Origin of the sequence: Paraburkholderia saeva (assembly GCF_907164555.1) — a bacterium.
GTDB classification, from domain to species: Bacteria; Pseudomonadota; Gammaproteobacteria; order Burkholderiales; family Burkholderiaceae; genus Paraburkholderia; species Paraburkholderia saeva.
Map to the genome: position 1 here is coordinate 58,158 of NZ_CAJQZC010000010.1, position 22,993 is coordinate 81,150.

At 62.9% G+C, this 22,993-nt stretch carries 17 protein-coding genes and 1 pseudogene; 10 read left to right on the top strand and 8 right to left on the bottom strand.

The annotated features are described in order from the left end of the window. Positions 1-39: 39 nt before the first annotated feature. Together LPA36_RS23000 and LPA36_RS23005 are read left to right on the top strand one after the other, a co-directional pair. Positions 40-783, top strand: coding sequence for a TerC family protein (locus tag LPA36_RS23000; protein WP_228881957.1), 744 nt, complete (start codon positions 40-42; stop codon positions 781-783). Positions 784-869: 86 nt separating this feature from the next. Next, a complete protein-coding gene (locus LPA36_RS23005) occupies positions 870-2,453 on the top strand; it encodes an EAL domain-containing protein (RefSeq protein WP_228881959.1) in 1,584 nt (527 codons plus the stop codon). Between the two features lie 56 nt (positions 2,454-2,509). On the opposite strand, the gene LPA36_RS23010 is transcribed toward LPA36_RS23005, so the two are convergent. The 3 genes from LPA36_RS23010 to LPA36_RS23020 form a co-directional block, all read right to left on the bottom strand. After that, entirely contained in the window at positions 2,510-3,277 is a 768-nt protein-coding gene (locus LPA36_RS23010) for an ABC transporter ATP-binding protein (protein ID WP_228881961.1), read from the bottom strand. Continuing rightward, positions 3,274-4,143, bottom strand: coding sequence for an ABC transporter permease (locus tag LPA36_RS23015; RefSeq protein WP_228881963.1), 870 nt, complete (start codon positions 4,141-4,143; stop codon positions 3,274-3,276). Before LPA36_RS23015 ends, LPA36_RS23010 begins: the two co-directional genes overlap by 4 nt. 70 nt (positions 4,144-4,213) lie before the next feature. After that, on the bottom strand, positions 4,214-5,170 hold the full coding sequence (locus LPA36_RS23020; protein WP_228881965.1) for an aliphatic sulfonate ABC transporter substrate-binding protein: 957 nt from the start codon (positions 5,168-5,170) through the stop codon (positions 4,214-4,216). 426 nt (positions 5,171-5,596) lie between these two features. Between LPA36_RS23020 and LPA36_RS23025 the strand changes: the two genes are divergently transcribed. From LPA36_RS23025 to LPA36_RS23060, 8 genes and pseudogenes are all read left to right on the top strand, one after another. Continuing rightward, complete coding sequence (locus LPA36_RS23025) at positions 5,597-6,532, top strand: TauD/TfdA dioxygenase family protein (protein WP_228881967.1); 936 nt, start codon at positions 5,597-5,599, stop codon at positions 6,530-6,532. A gap of 88 nt (positions 6,533-6,620) precedes the next feature. After that, positions 6,621-7,658 (top strand): ABC transporter substrate-binding protein, encoded by a 1,038-nt coding sequence (locus tag LPA36_RS23030; RefSeq protein ID WP_228881969.1) that lies wholly within the window; start codon positions 6,621-6,623, stop codon positions 7,656-7,658. Positions 7,659-7,701: 43 nt separating this feature from the next. Further along, positions 7,702-8,502: an ABC transporter ATP-binding protein gene (locus LPA36_RS23035; RefSeq protein WP_228881971.1), complete on the top strand. Its 801-nt coding sequence runs from the start codon at positions 7,702-7,704 to the stop codon at positions 8,500-8,502. A gap of 28 nt (positions 8,503-8,530) precedes the next feature. Beyond that, positions 8,531-9,337: an ABC transporter permease gene (locus tag LPA36_RS23040; RefSeq protein WP_228881973.1), complete on the top strand. Its 807-nt coding sequence runs from the start codon at positions 8,531-8,533 to the stop codon at positions 9,335-9,337. 341 nt (positions 9,338-9,678) lie between these two features. After that, positions 9,679-11,508, top strand: a complete 1,830-nt coding sequence (locus LPA36_RS23045; RefSeq protein WP_228881975.1) for an acyl-CoA dehydrogenase — start codon at positions 9,679-9,681, stop codon at positions 11,506-11,508. 51 nt (positions 11,509-11,559) lie between these two features. Beyond that, positions 11,560-12,342 (top strand): SDR family oxidoreductase, encoded by a 783-nt coding sequence (locus LPA36_RS23050; RefSeq protein ID WP_228881978.1) that lies wholly within the window; start codon positions 11,560-11,562, stop codon positions 12,340-12,342. Between the two features lie 271 nt (positions 12,343-12,613). Further along, positions 12,614-12,751 (top strand): annotated as a pseudogene (gene tssJ / locus LPA36_RS23055) (type VI secretion system lipoprotein TssJ); the annotation flags it as partial. A gap of 136 nt (positions 12,752-12,887) precedes the next feature. Beyond that, complete coding sequence (locus LPA36_RS23060; RefSeq protein WP_228881979.1) at positions 12,888-14,138, top strand: MFS transporter; 1,251 nt, start codon at positions 12,888-12,890, stop codon at positions 14,136-14,138. Positions 14,139-14,167: 29 nt separating this feature from the next. On the opposite strand, the gene LPA36_RS23065 is transcribed toward LPA36_RS23060, so the two are convergent. The 5 genes from LPA36_RS23065 to LPA36_RS23085 form a co-directional block, all read right to left on the bottom strand. Next, positions 14,168-15,670, bottom strand: coding sequence for an efflux transporter outer membrane subunit (locus LPA36_RS23065; protein ID WP_228881981.1), 1,503 nt, complete (start codon positions 15,668-15,670; stop codon positions 14,168-14,170). After that, positions 15,663-16,880 carry an efflux RND transporter periplasmic adaptor subunit gene (locus LPA36_RS23070; protein ID WP_228881988.1) on the bottom strand — a complete coding sequence of 406 codons (1,218 nt, stop codon included), beginning with the start codon at positions 16,878-16,880 and terminating at the stop codon, positions 15,663-15,665. Before LPA36_RS23070 ends, LPA36_RS23065 begins: the two co-directional genes overlap by 8 nt. Further along, positions 16,870-20,061, bottom strand: a complete 3,192-nt coding sequence (locus LPA36_RS23075; protein ID WP_228881990.1) for an efflux RND transporter permease subunit — start codon at positions 20,059-20,061, stop codon at positions 16,870-16,872. The genes LPA36_RS23070 and LPA36_RS23075 overlap by 11 nt, the downstream gene beginning before the upstream one ends. A 413-nt stretch (positions 20,062-20,474) precedes the next feature. Next, the gene (locus LPA36_RS23080) at positions 20,475-21,242 is read right to left on the bottom strand and encodes a bestrophin-like domain (protein ID WP_228881992.1); all 768 of its coding nucleotides are present in this window, start codon (positions 21,240-21,242) and stop codon (positions 20,475-20,477) included. A gap of 164 nt (positions 21,243-21,406) precedes the next feature. Further along, positions 21,407-22,966 carry a phospholipase D family protein gene (locus LPA36_RS23085; RefSeq protein ID WP_228881995.1) on the bottom strand — a complete coding sequence of 520 codons (1,560 nt, stop codon included), beginning with the start codon at positions 22,964-22,966 and terminating at the stop codon, positions 21,407-21,409. Between the last annotated feature and the right edge of the window lie 27 nt (positions 22,967-22,993).

Genomic DNA, 22,993 nt, shown 5'->3' on the forward strand with positions numbered 1-22,993 from the left:
GCCGGCTATCCATAACCGATTCTCTTACTCGGCTCACGCATGGACTACCTGATTGCTCTGGCAGGCGACCCCGCCGTATGGGCGGCGCTCGCGACACTCGTCGTGATGGAAGTCGTTCTTGGCATCGACAACCTCATCTTCATCTCGATCCTGAGCAACAAGCTGCCGGAGGCCCAACGCGCCCGGACGCAGCGGCTCGGCATCGGCCTTGCGCTCGTGATGCGCCTTGGCCTGCTTGGCACTGTCGCGCTGATCGTCCGGCTGACCAATCCGCTGTTCGAGGCGTTCGGCCACGGCTTCTCCTGGCGCGATCTGATCCTGATCGGCGGCGGCCTGTTTCTCGTGTGGAAGGCCACCACCGAAATCCATCATCACATCACGCACGCCACGGAAACGGACGCGGCCGACAGCCGCAGCACGACGCTGACGCCGCTTTCGGCGATCGGCCAGATACTCGTCCTCGATCTCGTGTTTTCGATCGACAGTATCGTGACCGCCGTCGGGATGACCGAACATATCCCGATCATGTTCGTCGCCGTGATCGCCGCCGTTGCCGTGATGCTGTTCGCCGCCGGTCCGCTGTCACGCTTTATTGACCGCAATCCAACCATCGTGATGCTCGCGCTTGGATTCCTGCTGGTGATCGGCATGACGCTGATCGCGGAGGGTTTTGGTTCACACGTGCCCAAGGGATACATCTATGCAGCGATGGCATTCTCGGCACTGGTTGAAGGCTTGAACATGCTGTCGCGCCGCGCAAAGTCGAAGCGGCACGTCAGCTAGCATTCTGTTCTACAGGGAAGCCGGCAGGCTGCCGGCTGCAACAGCGACGATGGGCTGACAAACGACGCACCGTGGCGCGCAACCCGATGAACCGGTTCACGTTTCTCGCGGTTTCAATCTTCCTTTCCAGCGCGGCAACCCTGGTGCCGGTTGGGCTGTGCGTCTATATCGCACAGCAGGACGCGCATCGCCGCGAGGAAGCTGCGCTGAAGACGTTTGCTGACAATGCCATCATCCGTGCCGAAATCGTCACGAAGCAGGCAGAACAGGCCGTCGCCGAAATGGAGCGCTTGCCGCAGGAGCGATGTTCACCGCTGCATCTGGAGCAACTCCGGCGAATCGCATTCACGTGGCGCTACGTGCAGGACGCCGGCGTCTATCGCGATGGAATGAATCTGTGCTCGGCTTTGCTTGGCGCAGCAGAAGACAGACGGCTACGTCTGCCTGCACCTGCATGGCTCACGAGAAACGGGTTTCTCGTATGGTTCGATCTCGACAATCCATTTGGCGCGGCACGCAAGTCGATGCTGATTGGCCGCAACGGTAACTATGTTTCGGTGGATCCGGGGTCATACGTCGATGTGGTCGATCGGGACGCACGGTTGCTCGCGGCGGTAGACACGCGAACCGGTAATGTGTTTTCCGCGACGCAAGGTGTGGATCGTCAGCTCATGATGACGGCCTGGCAGCGCGGGGGCCGTATGGACGATCCGGTCCATGCGTTCGTCATCAAGAAATCAGACGACCTGCCGTTCGCAATCATCGTCGAGGCGCGGCGGTCCAGCTCGTTTGCAAACTGGAAGGCGTTGCTCACTGTGTGGCTGCTGGTGGGGCTTGCACTCGGCCTTGTGCTCGGCTCGCTTGTTTTGCGCGTCATGTCGAGGCGAAATTCGATGGGTTGGCAACTGCGGCGGGCGCTCCGTCGCCGGGAATTCTCCGTTCAGTACCAGCCGATCGTGTCACTTGCCGACGGGCGCTGCGTGGGCGCGGAAGCGCTCGTGCGCTGGGTTCAGGATGGCCGTCCGGTGCCGCCCGACGTGTTCATTCCGCTCGCCGAAGAGCAAGGCCTCATCCAGGCGATCACCGATCAGGTGCTCGAGCGCGTGATTGCCGAGATGAGCGACCGGCTACGGCAAGACCCACGGCGCTATGTATCGATCAACGTCAGCGCCGAAGACCTGAAAACGCTGCGTTTTCTGAATGTGCTGACCGCAAGACTAGCCGGAACCGGCATTGCGAATGCGCAGATCCGGATCGAGGCAACCGAGCGCGGCTTTCTCGATGTCGATGCAACCCGTCGCGTCATCCAGGCGTTCCGCGATGCGGGTCATCCTGTCTGTATCGACGATTTCGGCACCGGTTATTCAAGCCTCTCTTACCTGCAAAGTTTCAGGTTCGACGTGCTCAAGATCGACAAGTCGTTTGTCGATACGGTCGGACAGGACGCGGCGTCGAGTAGCGTCGCACCGCACATCATCGCGATGGCGCACGCGCTCGGCGTCCAGATCGTCGCTGAAGGCATCGAGCATGCGGATCAGGCGCAGTTTCTGCGCGAGCACGGTACACAGTTCGGACAGGGCTGGCTGTTTGCGAGGCCGATGCCGGCGGCGGAATTCCTGCGCTACCTGGACCGGGAGAGCGTGCCCGAACATGGAGTCGAAATTCAGTGAAGCCGTTGCTACACGGCATTATTTCATTGTGATGGCGCGTGAAGCGCAACGTTTGCCTATACGTGAAGGGACGCCGCAGCGCGATCGAGTTCGACCAGCAACTCAGCGCGTATCTGCGCGAGCGCGACGTCCCGCCGGTCACGTGGTCGGGTCCCTGCCACGACGATTTCGCGTGCGATACGCCCCGCGCCTGCCTGGCCCGAGGCCGTCATCAGCAGCACGCGATCGGACAGATAAAGCGCCTCGTCGAGATCGTGCGTCACGAGGAGCGCCGCGGTGCCATGCGCCAGGGTAATCGACAGCAGCAGATCCTGAAGGCGGTTGCGTGTTATTGCGTCCACGGCGCTAAAAGGCTCATCCAGTAGCAGCAGATCGGGACGCGTAAAAAGCCCGCGGGCGATCGCGACGCGCTGCGCCATGCCACCCGAAAGCTGCTTCGGCAACGTCGAACCATTGGCGGCAAGACCGACTTCTGCAAGGAGTTCGCCTGCGCGTGGATCGCTTCCACGCCTCGGACCCGCGGAAAACGCAACGTTGTCAGCGACGGTCAGCCACGGCAACAGACGCGGTTCCTGAAAGATCACGCCGATGTCCGACGACGGTCCACGTTGTGTCGCACCGTCAAGCAGCACTTCGCCGTCAAAATCGCGATCGAGCCCGGCCAGCACGCGCAACAGCGTGCTCTTGCCGCATCCGCTTGGGCCCACGAGGGTGACGATCTCACCGCGCGCAATCGTCAGCGACACGCGTTCCAGAATCCGGCGTTCACCGTAATGCTTGCCGATCGCGCGGACGTCGAGTAGAGGCGCTAAAGAGGCGCTCATGGCGCTGCCCTCGAAACGCGCGGCGTTGAATCCGACCGGGTATCGCGCCATGACAGCACATGGGCTTCGATTGTCTTGAGCATGCTGTCGCTGAGCTTTCCCAGCAATGCGAGCAGGAGGATCGAACCGAACACGATATCGGGGCGGCCGGTTTCGCGCCCATCGCTTAGCAGATAGCCGAGGCCACGCGTGGCTGCGATCAGTTCAGCGGCGACCATGAACATCCATGCGAGGCTCAGGCCGGTGCGCAATCCCGTGAATATCTGCGGGAGCGACGCGGGTAACAGGACGCGCGTGAAGAGCGCACGCCGGCTCAGGCGGTTGACCTCGCCAAGCTCGACGAGTTTTCTGTCGACGCCGCGAATGCCTGCCACGACGCTCAGATGCACTGGAAAGAACGCGCCGATTGCGACGAGCGTGATCTTCGGCGATTCGTCGATGCCCATCCACAGCAACAGGACCGGCACCCACGCAAGTGAAGGAATGGCGCGCAATGCCTGGAAAGAGGGGTCGAGCAACGCATCAAGCCTTCGACTCAAGCCCATCGCCGCGCCGAGCAGCAACGCGAGCGCCGCTCCCAGACTGAAGCCCGCTAATACGCGCAGGCTGCTCGCGCCGATATGTCGCCCGAGGCGTGCCCCGCCCAGATTCCATAGCGACTCGACAATCGAACTGGGCGCCGGAACGAGGTGCTCTGGAACGACGTGTATGCGTACAAGCGTTTCAATCAGTGCGAGAAACGCGACCGGAAGCAGGAGGCCGGCAACGTGCCAGCCTCCAGGCCGATTCGACAAGCGCGGCCACGCGCCACGATTCGGGGCGCCGCGACGGGGTTCTCGAATCGTGAGCGTGTGATCAGCAGGCATGTTGATTCCGTGCGACATGTGCGCGCCATTCACGCATCAAGACGGGTTCAGAGACAGACATCAGCGTCGTTCATTTGCTGCTGTTGGCAGCGATGACCGGCTGGGCCGGCTTCACGTCAATCAGCGCCTCGATTACCTGATTCAGGTCCGTACCCGGCTTCACGAGCTGCTCCTGTGTGAGGATCGGCGCGGCGGCCTTGAGCGCGACCAGTTGCTGCGACCCCGGTTGCGGATGGCTGAAGTCATTGCGGCTCAGTTGCAGTTTCGCGACCGGCAGCGAGACTTTCGATTCCTCGGCGATGATCTGGGCGGTTTCATCCGGATGGGCCGCAATCCACAGACGCGCCTTCTCGTACACCTTCAGCACGTGCGCGAGCGTGTCGGGGTGCGCGGCGATGAAGTCCTCGCGGGCGTTCAGGAAACCCCAAGTATTGAAGTCGACGTTGCGATACAGCAGACGTGCCCCGTCATTCACTTCGGCTGCTGCCATGTGCGGGTCGAGTCCGGCCCACGCATCGACCTGACCATTGGCAAGTGCAGTGCGGCCATCGGGATGCTGCAGGTTCACAATCTGGACGTCGTCACGCGAGAGCCCTGCCGTGTGCAGCGCGCGCAGCGTGAAAAGAAACGGGTCGGTGCCGTTCGTCGCGGCGATTTTCTTGCCCTTGAGCTGCGCCAGCGTCGTGATCGGCGAGTCCTTGCGAACGACGAGCGCCGTCCATTCCGGACGCGAAAAGATATAGACAGCACGAATCGGATTGCCATTGGCCTTTGCAAGCACAGCCGCGAGGCCGGCCGTCGAACCGACGTCGATCGCACCGCTGTTCAGGTATTCAAGCGCGCGATTGCTGCCAAGACTCAAAACCCATTTGACCTGCGTGTGATCGGGCGCGAGTGCTTCCTCGAGCCAGCCGTTGCGTTTGATCACAAGGCTTTCCGGCGAGTAATACGCGTAATCGAGCTTTAGTTCCGCGAGTGGCGCCGCGTGAACTGAAACCGGCATGAACGCGGGCGCGACGGTGGCCATTAGCGCAATGAATCCCGTTGCGCGTCTGTTCGAACGTTGAAAAAAGCGATGCAGCGTTCCCCGGGCAAATGTCATTGGTCAATCCTTTCGCTGATCTTATGTGGTCGACCAATGTAGCGCTGCGTAGCGTCGCCGCGAACCAACAAAAACTCACAACCAAAGCAGTTCGGGCTATTTAGGGCGCTTGCCAGACAGTCACCTCGTTGCAACCTTTGAAAGTAGTCGTGTAATGCGTCGCTGCGAAATGATTTTTTACCAGAAGCATTCCGTGCAGGACGTGAGCTGTGTGTGATGGTTCGTGGACTTTGTGAATCGCGCGCCGTGCGATATCCATCGGCGAAATGCTTTGTTGATACACGGGAACGCGCCTGCTTTCATGTCTGGACACCGATTCGAACCCACACCCGTTACTCCAGGAGGAACGCAATGAGCACCGTGCTTGAAAATCCGGTTTCGCAGTCAGGCAACGCCCATCAGGACATCCGCGTGCGACGTTACAAGCCGCTGATTGGTGCGGTGATCGAGAACGTCGATCTGTCGCGGCCGCTGAGCGACGATAATCGCAGCACGCTCAATCGGGCGCTTGTGGATCACGGTGTCATCTTCATTCGCGAACAGACATTGACGCCCGAGCAGCACGTCGGACTCGCCCGCATCTTCGGCAATCCGATCCGCAAGAACATCTATCTGCCTGCCGTCGCGGGATTCCCCGAAATCGAGGTCATCGCGCACAGCGACAAGACGCAGTCAGGCGGGACCGACAACTGGCACGTGGATGTGTCGTGGCAACTTCAACCGCCAAAGGCAACCGTGCTGCACGCGCAGGAGATTCCGGAAGGCGGCGGTGGCGACACGATCTGGACGTCGTCCGCTGGCGTCTACGATTTGCTGGACCCGGATCTCGCGCGCTACTTCGAGAAGCTGCGCGCGGTGAACACATTTCTCGCATCGCCCAAAAAACAGGCGCTTTCCGATCTGCTAAGCGGCTACGAATTGCCCCCGGGTACCGCCGAGGAGACCCTCGAAGAGAAAACCGCGCGCGTACGCGATGCACAGCAAAAGTACCCGCCGATCGAGGTGCCCGTCATCAAGACGCACCCTGAAAACGGACGCAAGCTGGTATTCGTCAACGAAGGCCACACGAGTCATCTGCTCGGCGTTTCGAAGACGGCCAGCCAGAGCCTGCTCAACTATCTGTATGACCTGATCAAGACACCCGAAGTCCAGGCGCGCTTCGAATGGAAGCAGGGCGATGTGGCGATCTGGGACAACCGCCAGGTGCAGCACTATGCGGCCCGCGATTATGGCTCGGCACGGCGTCGCATTCATCGCGTGACGCTCGAGCACGACGGCGCGTTCTAGTCGCACGTATCAGGCAAAGCCGGTCGTGGCGTGCGCCCTGCAGCCGCGCCGGCTAGTCCATGGCAGGGAATCAGACCTACAGGCAATCATGAAAGCAAACCTGCGTCAAAGATGGCGCAATTCAACCCGACTGCTGGCGGCAGGCTTTCTTTTGATGGCCGGGCAACTGGCTTTTTCGCAGACACCGGAGAAAACCGAACTGCGCTATCAGGGCTGGGCAAGCAAGGTCCTGTACCCCGAACTCGCGGAAGATCTTGGTTATCTCGCGCCAATCAGGCTCAAGTGGGTGGGCAATACGACGAGCGGTCCGCAGGACATTCAGGCTGCCGTGACCGGCGACGTCGATTATGGCGGCGCGTTCAATGGCTCGATCGTGAAGCTCGCGGCGGCCCATGCGCCCATCAAGGCGGTCCTGTCCTACGTGGGCGCCGACAAAGACACCAACGGTGGCCTTTTTGTGCTTCAAGGCAGCCCGATCAAGACTGCGCGTGATCTGGTGGGACACAAGGTAGGCGTCAATACGCCAGGCGCATACGAGCAGTATCTCGTCACCGCCTGGCTTGAGAAGTCGGGCGTTTCGAAAGACGATATCCAGAAGATCACCTTTGTCGCGGCGCCGCCCGTCAATCTCGCGCAGCTTCTCAAGCAGAAGCAGCTGGACGCGATTTTCCTTGAGGACATCATCAAGGACAAACTGCTGGCCGAGGGAGGCGCGACGCTGCTGACAACCGACTACCAGTTACTCGGCAGCTTTGGTTACGCGAGTTATATCTTCACGGATCGCTTCATCCAGCAGAACCCGAATACCGTGCGCAGGTTTGTCGAGGGTACGGCACGCGCGATCGAATGGGCGCAGAAGACGCCACGCGCCGAAGTGGTGGCCCGACTGGAGAAGATAGTCCAGGCGCGCAACCGCAACGAGGACAAGACGATTGTGCGTTACTGGAAATCGGCCGGTGTCGGCGGCAAGGGCGGGGTGCTAAGTTCCAGTGATTTCTCGACCTATGTCGACTGGTACGTGAGCAATGGCGTGCTCAAACCCGGGCAGGTCAAGGCGGATGATATCTACACCAACCAGTTCAATCCGTTTAGCCAGGCGTTAGGCAGCCGTCAGTCGGGCTCGTAAGCCCAGGCTTCAACGCAACGATATTTCCTGGGGAGAAGCGCATATGGGCGCCACCATCAGCGTACGTAACATCGCCAAAGGGTTCCATCTGAACCGGCGCGGGCACTTCGTCGTATTGCAGGATGTGTCGTTCGATGTCGCCGCCGGTGAATTTCTCGCGCTGGTCGGCCCAAGCGGCTGCGGCAAGACCACGCTGCTCGATCTCATCGGCGGACTGACGAGGCCGGATTCCGGCGCCATCCTGGTGGACGGCAATCCGATTGCGGGTCCGGGTCTCGATCGCGGCATTGTCTTTCAGCAATACGCGTTGTTTCCGTGGAAAACCGCGCAGGGCAATGTCGAATTCGGACTTGCGGCGAGCGGCGTGCCGAAAGCCGGGCGCGCGGAACGTGCACGTTACTGGCTCGACCTCGTCGGACTTTCGGGCTTCGAGGACCGCTATCCTCACGAGCTGTCAGGCGGTATGAAGCAGCGCGTGGCCATCGCCCGGTCGCTCTCGTACGACCCCGACATACTGTTGATGGACGAGCCGTTTGCCGCACTCGACGCGCAGACACGCGAGACGCTGCAGGACGAACTGCTGCGGATCTGGCAGCGGACCGGCAAAACGATCGTGTTCATCACGCATGCGATCGAGGAAGCGGTGTATCTCGGTCAGCGCGTGCTTGTGATGGCCGCGGCACCCGGCCGTGTCACGCATTCGCTCGACGTGCATCTGGATCACGACGACCCCGCTGAAGATATTCGCGCGACGCCGGAATTCGTCGCACTCAGGCATCAGATATGGCAACTCATCCACCATCGCGCCGACACGCCCCCGCTTCACGTGGCACGTGCGGCGTGATGATCAACAGACGACATTTCCTTTCGCCATGAGCACACTTACGACGCTAAACGTCCCATCGCACTCCATCGCAACGTTTCTTGCCGCGACGCTGCCGCGCATTGTTCGCAACAGCATTGCGATTGTCGTATTCGTTGCGCTGTGGGAAGCGCTGCCGCGTCTTGGCTGGGTGGACGCGACTTTCCTGCCGCCGTTTTCGGTCGTCGTGCGCGCGTTGATCGACATGCTGGCGTCCGGCGAACTGACTTCGCACCTGCTGGCGAGCGGGGGAAGGGCGCTGGCGGGCTTCGTCATCGCGATTGCGATCGGCGTGCCGCTCGGCCTCGTGACGGGCTGGTATCGTTCGCTTGCGGACGTTCTCAATCCGCTGCTGGAAGTCTTCCGCAACACGGCCCCGCTCGCGATCCTGCCCGTATTCGTTCTGGTGCTCGGCATGGGTGAAACGTCGAAAATCTCGATGGTGGTCTATTCATGCGTCTGGCCGGTGCTGCTCAATACGGTCAGCGGGGTACGTAACGTCGATCCGCTGCTGATTCGTTCCGCACGATCGATGGGACTGTCGCCATTCGCGCTCTTTTACAAGGTGGTGTTGCCCGCTTCGATACCGACGGTATTCACCGGCATACGCGTGGCCGGTGCGTATTCGATTCTGGTGCTGATCGCCGCAGAAATGGTCGGCGCGAAGGCAGGGCTCGGCTATCTCGTCAATTACTCGCAGTTCACGTTTGAGATTCCGAAGATGTACGCCGGGATCATCACGCTATCCCTCCTTGGGCTCGCGTTCAACCAGGCCATCCTGATCGCGGAGCGGCGTCTGACCTCATGGAAAGGGTGAGGATCCGGTCCCGGTCCCGGTCCGTGTCACGCTAAGCCCCTCTCGCATGGCGGACCCGGGAAGCGCGGGCTCCGCGCCATGCATAGCCGGCCGCCTGCGCCGGCTTTATGCATGGGTCGCGAATACGCGAACGCCTCTGCAGCTAGCGTAAACGAGTAGTCCCGGCGGGTTCCTGTTTTCGGCGGCACGCGCTACACTTGGCGTGAAACGAACGATCGTTCGTAAACTGCCGCAGCCCCTGATCGCGTTCATCTGCGTGCCGCGGCCCATCCACGCATGGGCTGCGGAGTTGACGATACACCGTCAGCGTGCCGATGATTCCCCGCCCGGAGACATCCACCTTGAGCCTGCTTCTATCCCGCCGCGACATCGAATTCATCCTGTACGAATGGCTCGACGCGACGGCACTGGCGCGCGCGCCGCGTTATGCCGCCCACGGTCGCGATACGTTCGATGCCGTGCTCGATACCTGCGAACGGATGGCAACCGATCTGTTCGCGAGCCACTACGCCAAAGGCGATCGACAGGAGCCGCATTTCGATGGCGAGAAGGTCATGCTGATTCCGGACGTTGCCACGGCATTGAAAGCCTTCGCGGACGCGGGCCTGATCGCCGCAGGCCAGGACGAAGCGCTTGGCGGCATGCAGCTGCCGAAGCTCATCGAACTTGCCGGGTTCGCGTATTTCCAGGCGGCCAATATCGCTACGGCTGCGTATCCGTTCCTGACTATCGGCAATGCGAACCTGCTGCTTGCGCATGGCAGCGAAGCGCAGATCGATGCATTCGTGCGCCCTGAGATGGAAGGCCGTGCGTTCGGCACGATGTGCCTGTCGGAGCCGCAGGCGGGGTCGTCGCTATCCGATATCGCCACGCGCGCCGATTACGAAGGCGAGTCGCCGCTCGGCGCACAGTACCGGCTCACCGGCAACAAGATGTGGATCTCAGGCGGCGATCACGAACTGACCGAGAACATCGTGCATCTGGTGCTCGCGAAAATTCCCGATGCGGAAGGCCGGCTCGTGCCGGGCACGCGCGGCATTTCGCTTTTCATCGTGCCGAAGTATCTGGTAGACGTTGACGGCACGCCGGGCGAGCGCAACGACGTTGTGCTTGCCGGCCTGAATCACAAGATGGGATATCGCGGCACCACGAACTGCCTGATGAATTTTGGCGAGGGCACGCGCTTCCGCCCGCTGGGGCGTCCAGGCGCCGTCGGCTATCGGGTAGGCGAGGCGGGCCACGGGCTTGCGTACATGTTCCACATGATGAACGAAGCGCGTATCGGCGTCGGCCTCGGCGCGGTCGCGCTGGGTTACACCGGCTATCTGCAGGCGCTCGATTACGCGCGCAACCGCCCGCAGGGACGCCCCATTGGTCTGCATGGCAAGGACACCGCTTCGCCGCAGGTGCGCATCGCGGAACATGCCGACGTCAAACGCATGCTGCTTGCGCAAAAGTCGTATGTGGAAGGCGGCCTTGCGTTGAACCTGTATTGCGCGAGACTCGTCGACGAAGAGCGTACGGGCGCCACACCAGATGAACGGGAAGCGGCCGCGCTGCTGCTCGGCATCCTGACGCCGATCGCGAAAAGCTGGCCGTCGCAATGGTGTCTTGCGGCCAACGATCTCGCGATCCAGGTGCACGGCGGCTACGGCTACACGCGCGACTACAAGGTCGAACAGCTGTATCGCGATAACCGGCTCAACCCGATTCACGAAGGCACGCACGGTATTCAGGCGCTCGATCTGCTGGGCCGCAAGGTAACGCTCGACGAAGGCGCGGCGCTGCACGCGCTCGTCGCCACGATCGGGCGCACGATAACCCGCGCGAACGATTGCCCCGATCCTGAGTGGAAACGTGCGGGCGAAACGCTCAACCAGAAGTGGTCGCGTATCGTTTCGGCGACGCAACGCCTGTGGTCGGCGGGCGATCCGCGGCTGACGCTGGCCAATGCGAGTGTCTATCTGGAGGCGTTCGGTCATGCCGTCCTCGCGTGGATCTGGCTCGATCAGGCGCTCGTCGCGCACGGAAAGGAAGGCGATTTCTACGACGGCAAGCGCGCTGCAGCCCGCTATTTCCTGCGTTGGGAGTTGCCGAAGATAGACGTGCAACTCGATCTGCTGGAAAGCCTCGACACCACGACGCTCGATATGAAGGACGCGTGGTTCTGAAGCGCAGGTCCGTCACGCACCAACACCTGAAAATATCAAACGGAGAGAGACATGAGTTTCATCGAACGGCTGTTCGACCTGAGTGGCAAGACCGCGCTCGTGACGGGCGGCTCGCGCGGGCTCGGATTGCAGATCGCTCACGCCCTGGGCGGCGCCGGCGCGCGCGTGATGATTTCCGCGCGCAAGATCGACGAACTGCGCGACGCGCAGGCGCAACTGAAGGAACACGGCATCGAGGTCGAATATGCCGTGGCCGACACGGCCCGCGACGACCAGATCGCAAATCTCGCAGACGAAGCGCTCGGGCGTCTTGGCCGCGTCGACATTCTGGTGAACAACGCGGGCGCGACGTGGGGCGCGAAAGCGGAAGATTATCCCGTCGAAGCGTGGGACAAGGTTTTCAACCTGAACATTCGCGGGCTTTTCCTGCTGACGCAGCGCATCGGCAAGCGCTCGATGATTCCGAACGGCGGCGGACGGGTGATCAATGTGGCATCGATTGCCGGTCTGCGCGGCAATCCGCCCGGCGCGATGACCACGATCGCCTACAACAGCAGCAAGGGCGCCGTGGTCAACTTCACGCGCGCGCTGGCGGGCGAGTGGGGACCGTACGGCATCACCGTCAACGCGATCGCGCCAGGCTTCTTTCCGTCGAAGATGTCGCAAGGCCTGCTGGACACGATGGGCGCCGACACCATGGCCGCGCAGGCGCCGCTGCGGCGTCTCGGCACCGACACGGATCTGCATGGTACGGCGCTGCTCTTTGCATCCGACGCAGGCAGGCATATCACCGGGCAGATTCTGGCGGTCGATGGCGGCGTGAGCGCGGTGTGAACGCCCTGCGGGCAGACAGAACCGCTAGCCCGCCCGCCGTGCCTGTTATTACAGGCGGACCGTACGGTTTCGAGCGGGTGAACGTTGCGAGTCGGCAATGCGACCCCTGGCTCATTGCTGAACTGGACCGGGCGCGTGATCCGGATGGGCCGCGAAATGCCAGAGATCAATTGAGGCTCGGCGGGGCGGTTTATCTGCTCAAGCGTAGCGATGGACAGGTTCGTTTCGGGGCGAGCGGTTCGGGCGTGCCGGCTTCTACACAAAGGTGAAGGTGCTGAACGTTGACTTCACCGCACGCGCCTCGCTAAACCCCGACGAAGCGATGCGATCGACCTCAGTCGCCGTGCGCGTGTACCAGCTGAATGACCGCAAACGCTTCGACGAGGCGTCCTACGACGATCTGCTGAAAAACGACAAGACGTGTCGTGCAGAAGAAAACACTGCCGGCGAACAAGCCATTGAAGCTCGAACTGGTCAACCGGGAACTGGTCGCGTCGGATGCCGTGGCAAAATAGCGCGGCTTCTAACTCTCGGGACATGAGCCTTTGCAACCGATCCGCAACCGCGCAAGCACATCGCCATCGTCTGCATCGGCCGTCGACTACGGGCTGTGGGCCTTGACCTTCAGCTACGTCCTGAGCCAGTTCTTCCGCAGCTATATCGCGGTCATTTCGACGCAACTGATCGACAGTTTCCATTTTTCCCCGCAGATGTTCGGCTGGTTCGCCGGCGCGTTCTTTCTCGTGTTTTCGCTCGCGCAGTTGCCGATCGGTCTTCTGTTCGACCGCTTTGGCGTTCGTCTGCCGACGGCCACACTCATGGCGGTCGGCACGGTCTCCGCCGTTGTGCTGTCGATCACATCGAATGCGACGCTCGCGATCATCGCGCAGGCCGGCCTGGGGATTGGCTGCGCGCCAATCTTCATGGGTCTGCTGAACCATGTGTTGCGCACGGGTCACGGCCATCGCAACGTCCGCGCGATCACGACCGCGAGCGCCATCGGTATGGCGGGCGCGCTGCTCGCGGCGTACCCATTGAGCCGCGCAACGGCCAGCTTCGGCTGGCGTCCCGTGATGGCCGCGGCGGCGTTCGCGATGCTGTGCGCGACGCTCGCCGTGCTGTACTTCGTACGCAGCGGCGAACGCGTTGCGGCAGCACGCAAAACCGGCAGGACGAAAGAGACGGCGGCGCACGCGAAAGGTTCGACTCGCTTCTGGACGCTCATGCCGGCGTGTCTCGCACTTTCGGTCGGCAGCACGTTCCGCACGTCATGGGGCGGGCCGTATCTCGCGGACGTGTTCGGCTTCGACGTGATCGCGCGCGGCAACGCGATGACGATAACGAGCATCGTCGCCATCGCGGCTTCGTTCTGCGTGCCGGTGGCGGTGCGTTACTGGGCGCCGAAAACGATCTCTTCGGCGTGGCTGGTGGCGGGGCTCGCCGCGGCGCTGCTGCTCGCGCTCAACCCCGGCGGGAGTGCCGTGCTGAGTGTCGCGCTGATCTGCGTGCTGTTCTCGGTCGGCTCGATTCATCCGCTCGTGATGTCGCAGGCGCGCGCAATCATTCCGCCGCACCGGCTCGGATTGAGCCTCGGCTTGCTCAACAGCATGGTGTTTCTCGGCATCGCGCTGACGAGCAACTGCTTCGGCTGGATCACCGCCGATGCGCGCGCAGCAGGGCTGTCGAATCCGGCGCTGTACGGCCGGCTCTTTCTGTTCACCGCTATCCCGCTGGCGCTCGGCACGGTGATCTATCGCTTCAGCCCGGCCGCGCCCAGACAGCGGGACGACGCATAGCGCGGCGTTCACCCGCGTTCATCGTCAGGCTAGTTGCTCTTCGTATCTTTCGATGCCACCAGTACGGGTGCTGTCGCAGTCTGCGCCAGTTCTTCGCTCGACCAGCCGCCGCCAAGCGCATGCACGAGCTGCACGTTCGCACTCAACTGCCGCGTCTGGATATCGAGCACGCCGCGCTGCGAATCGAGCGCGGCGGTCTGCGCCTGCACGACGTCGAGATAGCCGACCGCGCCATGACGATAGCGTTCCAGCGCGAGATCGACCGAGCGCTCTGCGGCATCGGCCGCGTCGCGTTGCTGGTCGAGCGCCGTGCCGAGGTCGGACAGCAGCGACAGGTTGTCCTCGATCTGCTGGAACGCGGACAGGACCACGCCGCGATAGCGCGCGCCGGCTTCGTCGGTGGCGGCCTTCGCGGCGTCGAGCTGGCCGCGCCTGAAGCCGCCGTCGAACACGTATTGCACGATCTGCGGCCCAAGCGCCCAGAAGAGGTTGGGCGCGGCGATCAAACCGGCATACGCCGAACTCTGCAACCCGCCCTGCAGGCTCAGCACAATCGAAGGAAAATACGCGGCCCGCGCGACGCCGATCTTCGCGTTCGCTTCGGCAACGCGCCGCTCGGCGGCGGCAATATCCGGCCTTCGCTGCAGCAGCGTGGACGGCACGCCCGCCGGAATCACCGGCAACGGAATCGCCGCGGTCGCTTGCGGCAACGTGAACTCCGAAGCCGATGTGCCCACCAGCACGGCGATCGCATGCTCGACGAGCGCACGTTGCGCGAGATTCTGCGACAGCTGCGATTTCGCCGACGAGAGCTGCGTGCGCGCCCGCGCCACGTCGAGACCGGAGACGATGCCGCCGCCATGCAGCGTCTGCGTGAGTTGCAGCGCCTTTGCAAATGCGACGACCGTTTCGCTCAGCAACTGCGTCTGCTGGTCGAGCCCGCGCAGGCGAATGTAGTTGTCTGCAAGCTGCACCTGCAGGCTCAACTGCACCGAGGCGAGGTCGGCCTGCGTCGCGAGCGCTTCGTCCTTGCCTGCGACCACCGAATCGCGCACACGTCCCCACAGATCAAGGTCGTAATCGATCTCGCCGCCGAGCGTGACGGAGTTGTAGTAGTCCGGGCCGCCGGCGCGCAGCGGCCGCGTTGCCGACTGACGATCCCGTTGCGGCACGAAGCTCGCGCTGGCCTTCGGAAACAGCCCGGACGACACCTGCTCGACGAACGCCTGCGCCTGCGCGTAGTGCGCGTACGCGGCCTTCAGATCCGTGTTGTTCGCGAGGAGACGCGTTTCGAGATCGTCAAGCTGCGGATCGCCATAGATCTTCCACCAGCCGTCGCGTGGCAACCGGTCGGCGGGCTGCGCGCTTACCCACGGCCCGAGCGTCCTGTACTGCGCGGCGACGGGCGTTTGCGGCACCTGATAGTCCGGCGCGAGCGAGCAGCCGGCGAGTGTGGCGAGGGCGGCGGATGCGGCCAGCGCTGCAATCGCGCCCGCGCGCGAGAGCAGCGGCGAACGTTCGGCCCTAGCCATGCGACGCCACCTTCGTGTCCGGTGCCGCGTTGCCCGGGGCGGTTTCCGTTCCGCCGTTCGATGCGACGCGCACGGTGTCGCCGTCCACGAGGCCGTCGGGCGGCGTGTCGATCACGCGATCCGTCGCGGCGAGGCCCGAACCGATCTCAACCGAATCGCCGAAGTCGCGATTGATCGTCACCTTTCTGAACGTGACCCGGTCATTCGCGCCGAGCGTCGCGACCTGCAGTCCGCGATTGTCGAAGACCAGCGCACTCGACGGCACGCGCAGCGCGTTCGCCGCAACAGGCAGGTCGAATTTCAGGCTGGCGAAGCCGCCCGGCAGCAACCGGCCCTGCTGGTTATCGACCAGAAGCTGCACCAGCGTCGTGCCCGAATTCGAATTCACCGAGTTCGCGGCCGCCACGACGCGCGCCGTGAAATGCTGTCCAGGATATTCCGGCACGGTGAGCGTCGCGGTCGTGCCGTCGCGCACGACAGGCGCGTAGCTCTGCGGCACCTGGACGTAGACGCGCAACTGTTTCACGTCGGAGATGACGAACAGCTCCTGCCCGACGCCGCCGCTGCCCGCGTTGATCAGCGCGCCGACATCGGTATCGCGCGCGGTCACGACGCCATCGAAAGGCGCGACGATCCGCTCGAAGCCTTTGGTCGCCGTCAGCCGGTCGACGTTGGCCTGCGCCGCGGCGACGAGTGCCTTTTTCGCGGCGTAATCGCCCGTGCGTTCGTCGACTTCCTGCTGCGCGACCGAGTCCGTGCCGAGCATCGCCTGCCAGCGCTTCGCGGTCGTGCCGGCCAGCGCGGCGTTCGCCTGCGCGGTGGCAAGGTCCGCCTTCGCCTGGATCAGTTGCTGGTCGAGTTCGGGCGTTTCGATCTCCGCGAGCAGTTGGCCCGCCTTGACCGGCGTGCCGATATCGGCATTCCACGACTTCAGATAGCCGCTCACCCGCGCGAAGATCGGCGCGCGCGAATACGCTTCGAGCCGCGACGGCAGATCGAGCGAGCCGCCGCTCGCGGCCTGCATCGGCTGGATCAGGTTGACGGTCGGCACGGCCTGATCGTTGGTCCAGGTGCGCAGGTTGCGGGCGTCGACGGCGCGTAGCGTGATGCCGGCCGCGACCACCACGACCGCGAGCGCGATGCCCACGATGCCGGCCAGCACGAGCCGGCGTCGGGGCGGCGTTTGAGGGATGACAGGTTCAGACGACATGGACAGGACCTCCCGAAACGTGCGCCGGGGTAGCCGCGCGCCCGGGGCGCGCGTGAATGATGTAGAAAATCACGGGGACGAGAAAGAGCGACGCCGCCGTGGCAAAAACGAGCCCGCCGATCACGGCGCGGCCGAGCGGCGCGTTCTGTTCGCCGCCTTCGCCCAGCGCGAGCGCCATGGGCGCCATGCCGATGATCATCGAAAGCGCGGTCATCAGCACCGGGCGAAAGCGTGTAAAACCCGCCTCCATCGCGGCCTTGAACGGGTCGCCATGCTCGGCGAGCCGCTCGCGGCAGAAGCTCACGACCAGAATCGAGTTCGCGGTCGCCACGCCCATGCACATGATCGCACCGGTCAGCGCGGGCACGGATAGCGTGGTGTGCGTCGCGAACAGCATCCAGACGATGCCGGCAAGCGCAGCCGGCAGGGCGGTGACGATCACGAACGGATCGGCCCACGACTGGAAATTCACCACGATCAGCAGATAGATCAGCACGACCGCGCCGAGCAGCCCGAACAGCATGCCGGCGAACGCGCTGTTCATCGTCTGCACCTGACCCAGCAGCGCGACCGTCGAGCCCTTGGGGAGCGCCTTCGCGTTGTCCTGCACGATCTTCTGGATGTCGGCGGCGACGGCGCCGAGGTCGCGGTCCTGCGTCGTCGCGAAAATTTCCACCATCGACTGGATGTTGTACTGGCTCACCACGGCGTTACTGCTGGTGCGCTGGAACGTCGCGAGGCCGCCGAGGATCTGCGCGTTGCCTTGCAGACCCGCCGTGATCGGCAGATTCTGCAGCGCGGCGAGCGAATCGAGGCTGTACTGCGGCGTCTGCATCACGATGGGATACGACACGCCGTTCGCGTTGTTCAGCCAGTAGGTCGGCGCAACCTGGCTCGAACCCGCGAGGTTCACCACCATGCTGTTGGTCACGTCGCGCTCGGTGATGCCGAGCAGTTGCGCGCGCGTCCGGTCGACGTTGACATTGAACGTCGGATTGCCCTGCGACTGCTGGATGCGCGCATCGACGACGCCCGGCACGCGGCGAATCTCGCGCAGCACGCGGTCCGCATACGCAAAGTTGCCCGCAAGGTTGTTGCCGCGAACCTGCAGGTCGACCGGCGCGGGCGAGCCGAAGTTCAGGATCTGGCTGATGATGTCGGCGGGCGGAAACGAGAACGTCACGCCTGGAAACTCGCGTGGCAACCGTTCGCGCATCATGCGTACGTAGTCGGCCGTCGGACGATGGTCTTCGGTGAGTGCGATCTGGATGTCGCCGTCCTGCGAGCCCACCGTGCCGGTGTTGTTGTACGCCGTGTTGATACCGCTGACGGGCAGGCCGATGTTGTCGACTACCGTGCCGAGTTCCGAGGGCGGAATGATGCGGCGCACAGCGCCTTCGACATCCGCGAAGATCTGCGCGGTTTTTTCGACACGCACGCCGACGGGTGCGCGCACATGCATCAGGATCTGTCCGGCGTCCACCGAGGGAAAGAAGTTGCGGCCAAGGAACGGCACCAGTGCAAACGACAGCACCACAAAGCCGAGGAAGCAGACGATGAACGGCCGGCGGTGATTGAGCGCGAGTTCGAGCAGACCACGATAGCCGCTGCGAAACTTTTCGAAACGCGCTTCGAAGTCCTTCTGGAAGCGTCCGAGCGGGCCGGGGCGCTTCTGCTCGTGATGACCTTCTTCGAGGTTGTGCGGCTTCAGCAGGTATTTCGCCATCGTCGGCACGAGTGTGCGTGACAGGATGAACGACGAGATCATCGCGAAGATCACCGCTTCGGCCATCGGCACGAACAGGAAGCGCGCGACACCGTTCAGGAAGAACATCGGCACGAACACGATGCAGATACAGAGGAGCGACACGAACGCGGGCGTGACGATCTGAGCGGCGCCGTCGAGAATCGCGTCCTCGACCTGTTTGCCGTGTTCGAGGTGCCAGTTGATGTTTTCGATCGTGACGGTGGCGTCGTCGACGAGAATCCCGACCGCGAGCGCCAGACCGCCCAGTGTCATGATGTTCATCGTCTCGCCGAGCGCCGAGAGCGTGATGATCGAGCCGAGAATCGCGAGCGGAATCGACGTGGCGATGATGATCGTCGAGCGCCAGCTGCCGAGAAAGAGCAGGATCATCAGGCTTGTCAGCGCGGCGGCGATCACGCCTTCGCGCGCCACGCCGCTGATCGCCGCGCGTACGAACAGCGACTGGTCGCCGATCGCGTCGACCTGCAGGTTGTCGGGTAGCGCTGCCTTCGCGTTGGCCAGGTTCTGCTTGATGCCGGAAATGATGCCGAGCGTCGACGCCGAGCCGTTTTTCAGCACCGACATCAGCACCGACCGGTGGCCGTTCACGTGCACGATGTTCGTCTGCGGCGGGCTGCCGTCACGCACATGCGCGATGTCGCGGATATAGATCGTGGTGCCGTTCACGGCTTTCACGGGCAGATCGCCCAGTGCCTGGATCGCGGTTGGCGCGTTGTTCAGCTGCAGCGTGTATTCGTGATCGCCGATCTTCTCGGTGCCGACCGGCGTGATCAGGTTCTGTCCGGCGAGCGCGTTCGCGACGTCCTGCGCGGACAGTCCGCGCGCCTGCAGTGCGGCGGGGTCGATGTCGATCTGCACCTGGCGCGTCTTGCCGCCGAACGGATACGGAATCGCCGCGCCCGCCACGGTGACGAGCGCCGGGCGCAACTGGTTGAGCCCGAGGTCGGCGAGGTTCTGTTCCGTCAGACCTTTGCCCGAAAGTGCGAGCTGGATGATCGGCACCGTCGACGCGTTGTAGTTGAGGATCAGCGGCGGCGTTGCACCGGGCGGCAACTGCTTCAGCTGCGTCTGCGCCACGGCGGTGACCTGCGCGTTCGCGGTACTGATATTGACGTTCGGCTGGAAGAAAATCTTGATGATCCCAAAGCCGTTCAGCGACACCGCTTCGATATGTTCGACATCATTGACGGTGGTCGTCACCGAACGTTCGAACTGCGACGTAATCCGTCCGGCCATCTGGTCCGGCGGCAGCCCTGTGTACTGCCACACGACGCTGATCACCGGAATGCGGATGTCCGGAAAGATGTCGGTTGGCGTCTTCATTGCGGACAGTGGCCCGACGATCAGGATAAAGATCGCCAGGACCACAAAGGTGTATGGCCGCCGCAGGGCAATACGTACCAGGCCGAGCATGAGTATTCCAGAGAGTGGGAGTGGAGCGGGGAGGCGTTCCGTCTGTTGCTTTCTATCGCCTTACGGCCGGTGCATCACCGGAAGGCGTTATTCATCAGAAGCCATCCATGTAGGTAAACCCTTCGCAATCAATGGCGAAATGTACACAAAGGAAAAAAAATCTGCAGCGCGTGAACCTGTGCAAACAGGGTGTCTCACGCACCGTATTGATGGCTGCCGGATAGCGAAAAATCATGCCGGGCCATATGAATCAATGGCCCGAAGAGGAAACCAGCGCGCAGGCAAACGGCGAACGCAAGGCATGCGTCGCTTAAGACTTTTTTATTACCGATTATTTTTGCGGCATCGCCGGGAGTTGGGCGATGCCGCCAGGCCGCACGACGCCCGGACGCGCGATCGACGTGAGATGACGCTCAGGGCTTCGGGAGCGATTGCGCGAGGCTGATGAGGTTCTGCGGCGCGACGCGGATGATGCCGTTGCGCGGGCTGTCGATGTCGGCGATCAGCATGAACGACAGCGAGACGACGAGTGGCATGACGAGCAGAAACCGGGCTTTGGCCGTCCCGGTGCGCGATCCGTAACCGACCAGCAGATTGCAGAACACTCCGATTGAGATCAGTAGCGCCCACGCGGCAAACGGCACGCGGTTCCACCAGGCAGCCTGCGTGTACCCCTGGGTGTTGATCACGTCATTCATGCCGGCAACCGCGAGCGCAGAAAGCGGGTTCGGCTGGGTCGCGGCGCCGCTGCGTACGACCGTCCACATATCCGTCTGAAGCTGGCTCGTGGTCGCGCCGATCTGCGCGAGCTCTTCTGAATCGCGGGTCCGATAGTACTGAACCCGCTGGTCGAGATACTTCAGCAGGAGGGTGCGGGTTGCCGCGGCTTCGGAGGCGGGCAGCAGGTCGGCACGCAGGAACTCGGTGCCAATCGCGTTCGCTTCTTCTTCCTCGTAGTTCTTGCGCTGGTCGTAACGACCGACCGCCATCGAAAGGCTGAAGCCGATCACGAGCGCAAGCAGCGTGAGCGTCGCCGACTGCACGATGCTGAAGTCCTCGCGAAACAGGTCATCGAGCGGCTTTTTGCCGCGTAGCACAGTGGCGCCCAACCATGCTGCGAGCGACATGATCACCAACGTGACCAGGAAGAAGATGATTGGGTGAGTGACAAGCAATTCCATGTACGGTTTCCCCTGAGCGCTGACCAGTTTTCGCCGGCCGCCGTTCGTGTCTGTTCTGCTCACTGCACGGCAACCGCGCCTGCGCAGTGTACCGGAGGCCTGTTCCGCCGGAAACGTGGATCGCCCCCTGGATTGACGGCGATGCGGGTGACCCGGGGTGCGGCCTACAGCTGCGATTCGATCGGCAATAGCCCGAGGAACCAGATGCCGACGCGCTTCATCGCGGAGACGTCGGGTTCATCGAGTTCCTTCACCGTGCCGTCGGCCGCCGTATCGATCCATACGATCCGCTTCTTGCCGTTCGCGTCGTCGCGCTCTTCGAGCCGCCACGCGATTTCGTTGAGTTTGGGTTCGAGTCCGTCCACCACTTCGGCGGCGATCGCGTCGCACTCGCAGTAGACACCGATTTCCGTGTTGAGCGTGATCGACCGCGGATCGAGATTCATCGAGCCGATGAAGAGGCTCTTCCTGTCGAATACGTAGGTCTTGGCGTGCAGCGACGCCTTCGACGATCCCATGATCAGTTTCTTTTTCTCTTTTTCTTTCGGATCCTCGCTGGCGACGGGTTTCAGCTCGTACAGGTGCGCGCCCACGTCCAGCAGTTCCTTGCGGTAGCGCTGGTATCCGGCGTGGACGGCGGCCACGTCGGTGGCCGCGAGCGAGTTGGTCAGGATCGTCACGCGCACGCCGCGCGAGGTCAGCGATCGAACGTACTGGACGCCTTTCTTGCCGGGCACGAAGTACGGCGAGACGATCAGCATCTCCTTGTCCGGCGTGATGCTGAGGGCGTGGAACTGCGTCAGCAGATGGCCTTCGGCATCGTCTGGCGAGTGGCTGATCTTGGCGGGGTCGTCGTAGAGCAGCGTCGCCTTGCCCCATGAATACGTCACGCCGTTTGCCGCGGCGAGATCGGCCAGACGCTGCCTCGCCCGGATCGCGTACGGCGAATCTTCCCGTGCGGCGACGGAGGCGGCCAGTTTCGCCCGGAAATTCGCGAGCGCGTCAGGCGCAGCGGGATGGCCCGTCAGCGATTCGATTGGATAGGCCGCTTCTGAATTCCAGAACTGGTCGAACGCCGTGGAAACCTTGTGGACGAGCGGGCCGAACGTCAGTACATCGAGGTCGCCAAACGACACGTCGTTCGATGCGCCGAAGTATTCGTCGCCGATATTGCGTCCGCCAAGAATCGCCGCCTGGTTGTCCGCGATGATCGACTTGTTGTGCATGCGCCGGTTTATGCGGCTGAACTCAAGCAGCGAGCCGATTTTCTTGAACGTTCGGCTGGCGACGGGATTGAAGAGCCTGACCTGCACGTTCGGGTGCGAGGCGATGGCGAGGAGGACTTCGTCGTCCGCGCCGGTGCCGAGGTCGTCCAGCAGCACGCGTACCCGCACGCCACGGTCGGCCGCCTTGAGGACGGCGTCGGCGAGTGCCTCGCCCGTCTGGTCGTTGTGCCAGATGTAGTACTGCAGGTCGAGCGTGCGATCGGCCTTTTCGGTGAGCACGACGCGGGCAAGCAGCGCATCGACGCCGGTCGACAGCAGGTGAAACGCGCTTTCGTCCGGATGCGCCTGCGCCTGCGGCACCAGCACGCTGCCGAGACGCGTGGTGTTCGTGTCCTCCAGCGCGTGCGTCTCGATGCGGCTCGACTGCGGCGGCAAGCCCGCACAGGCCGTAAGCAGCGCGACAAGCAAAACCACGAGAGTGGCGCGAAACGTCGTCATCGTTGCATCCTCACTCGGGCCGGCAGC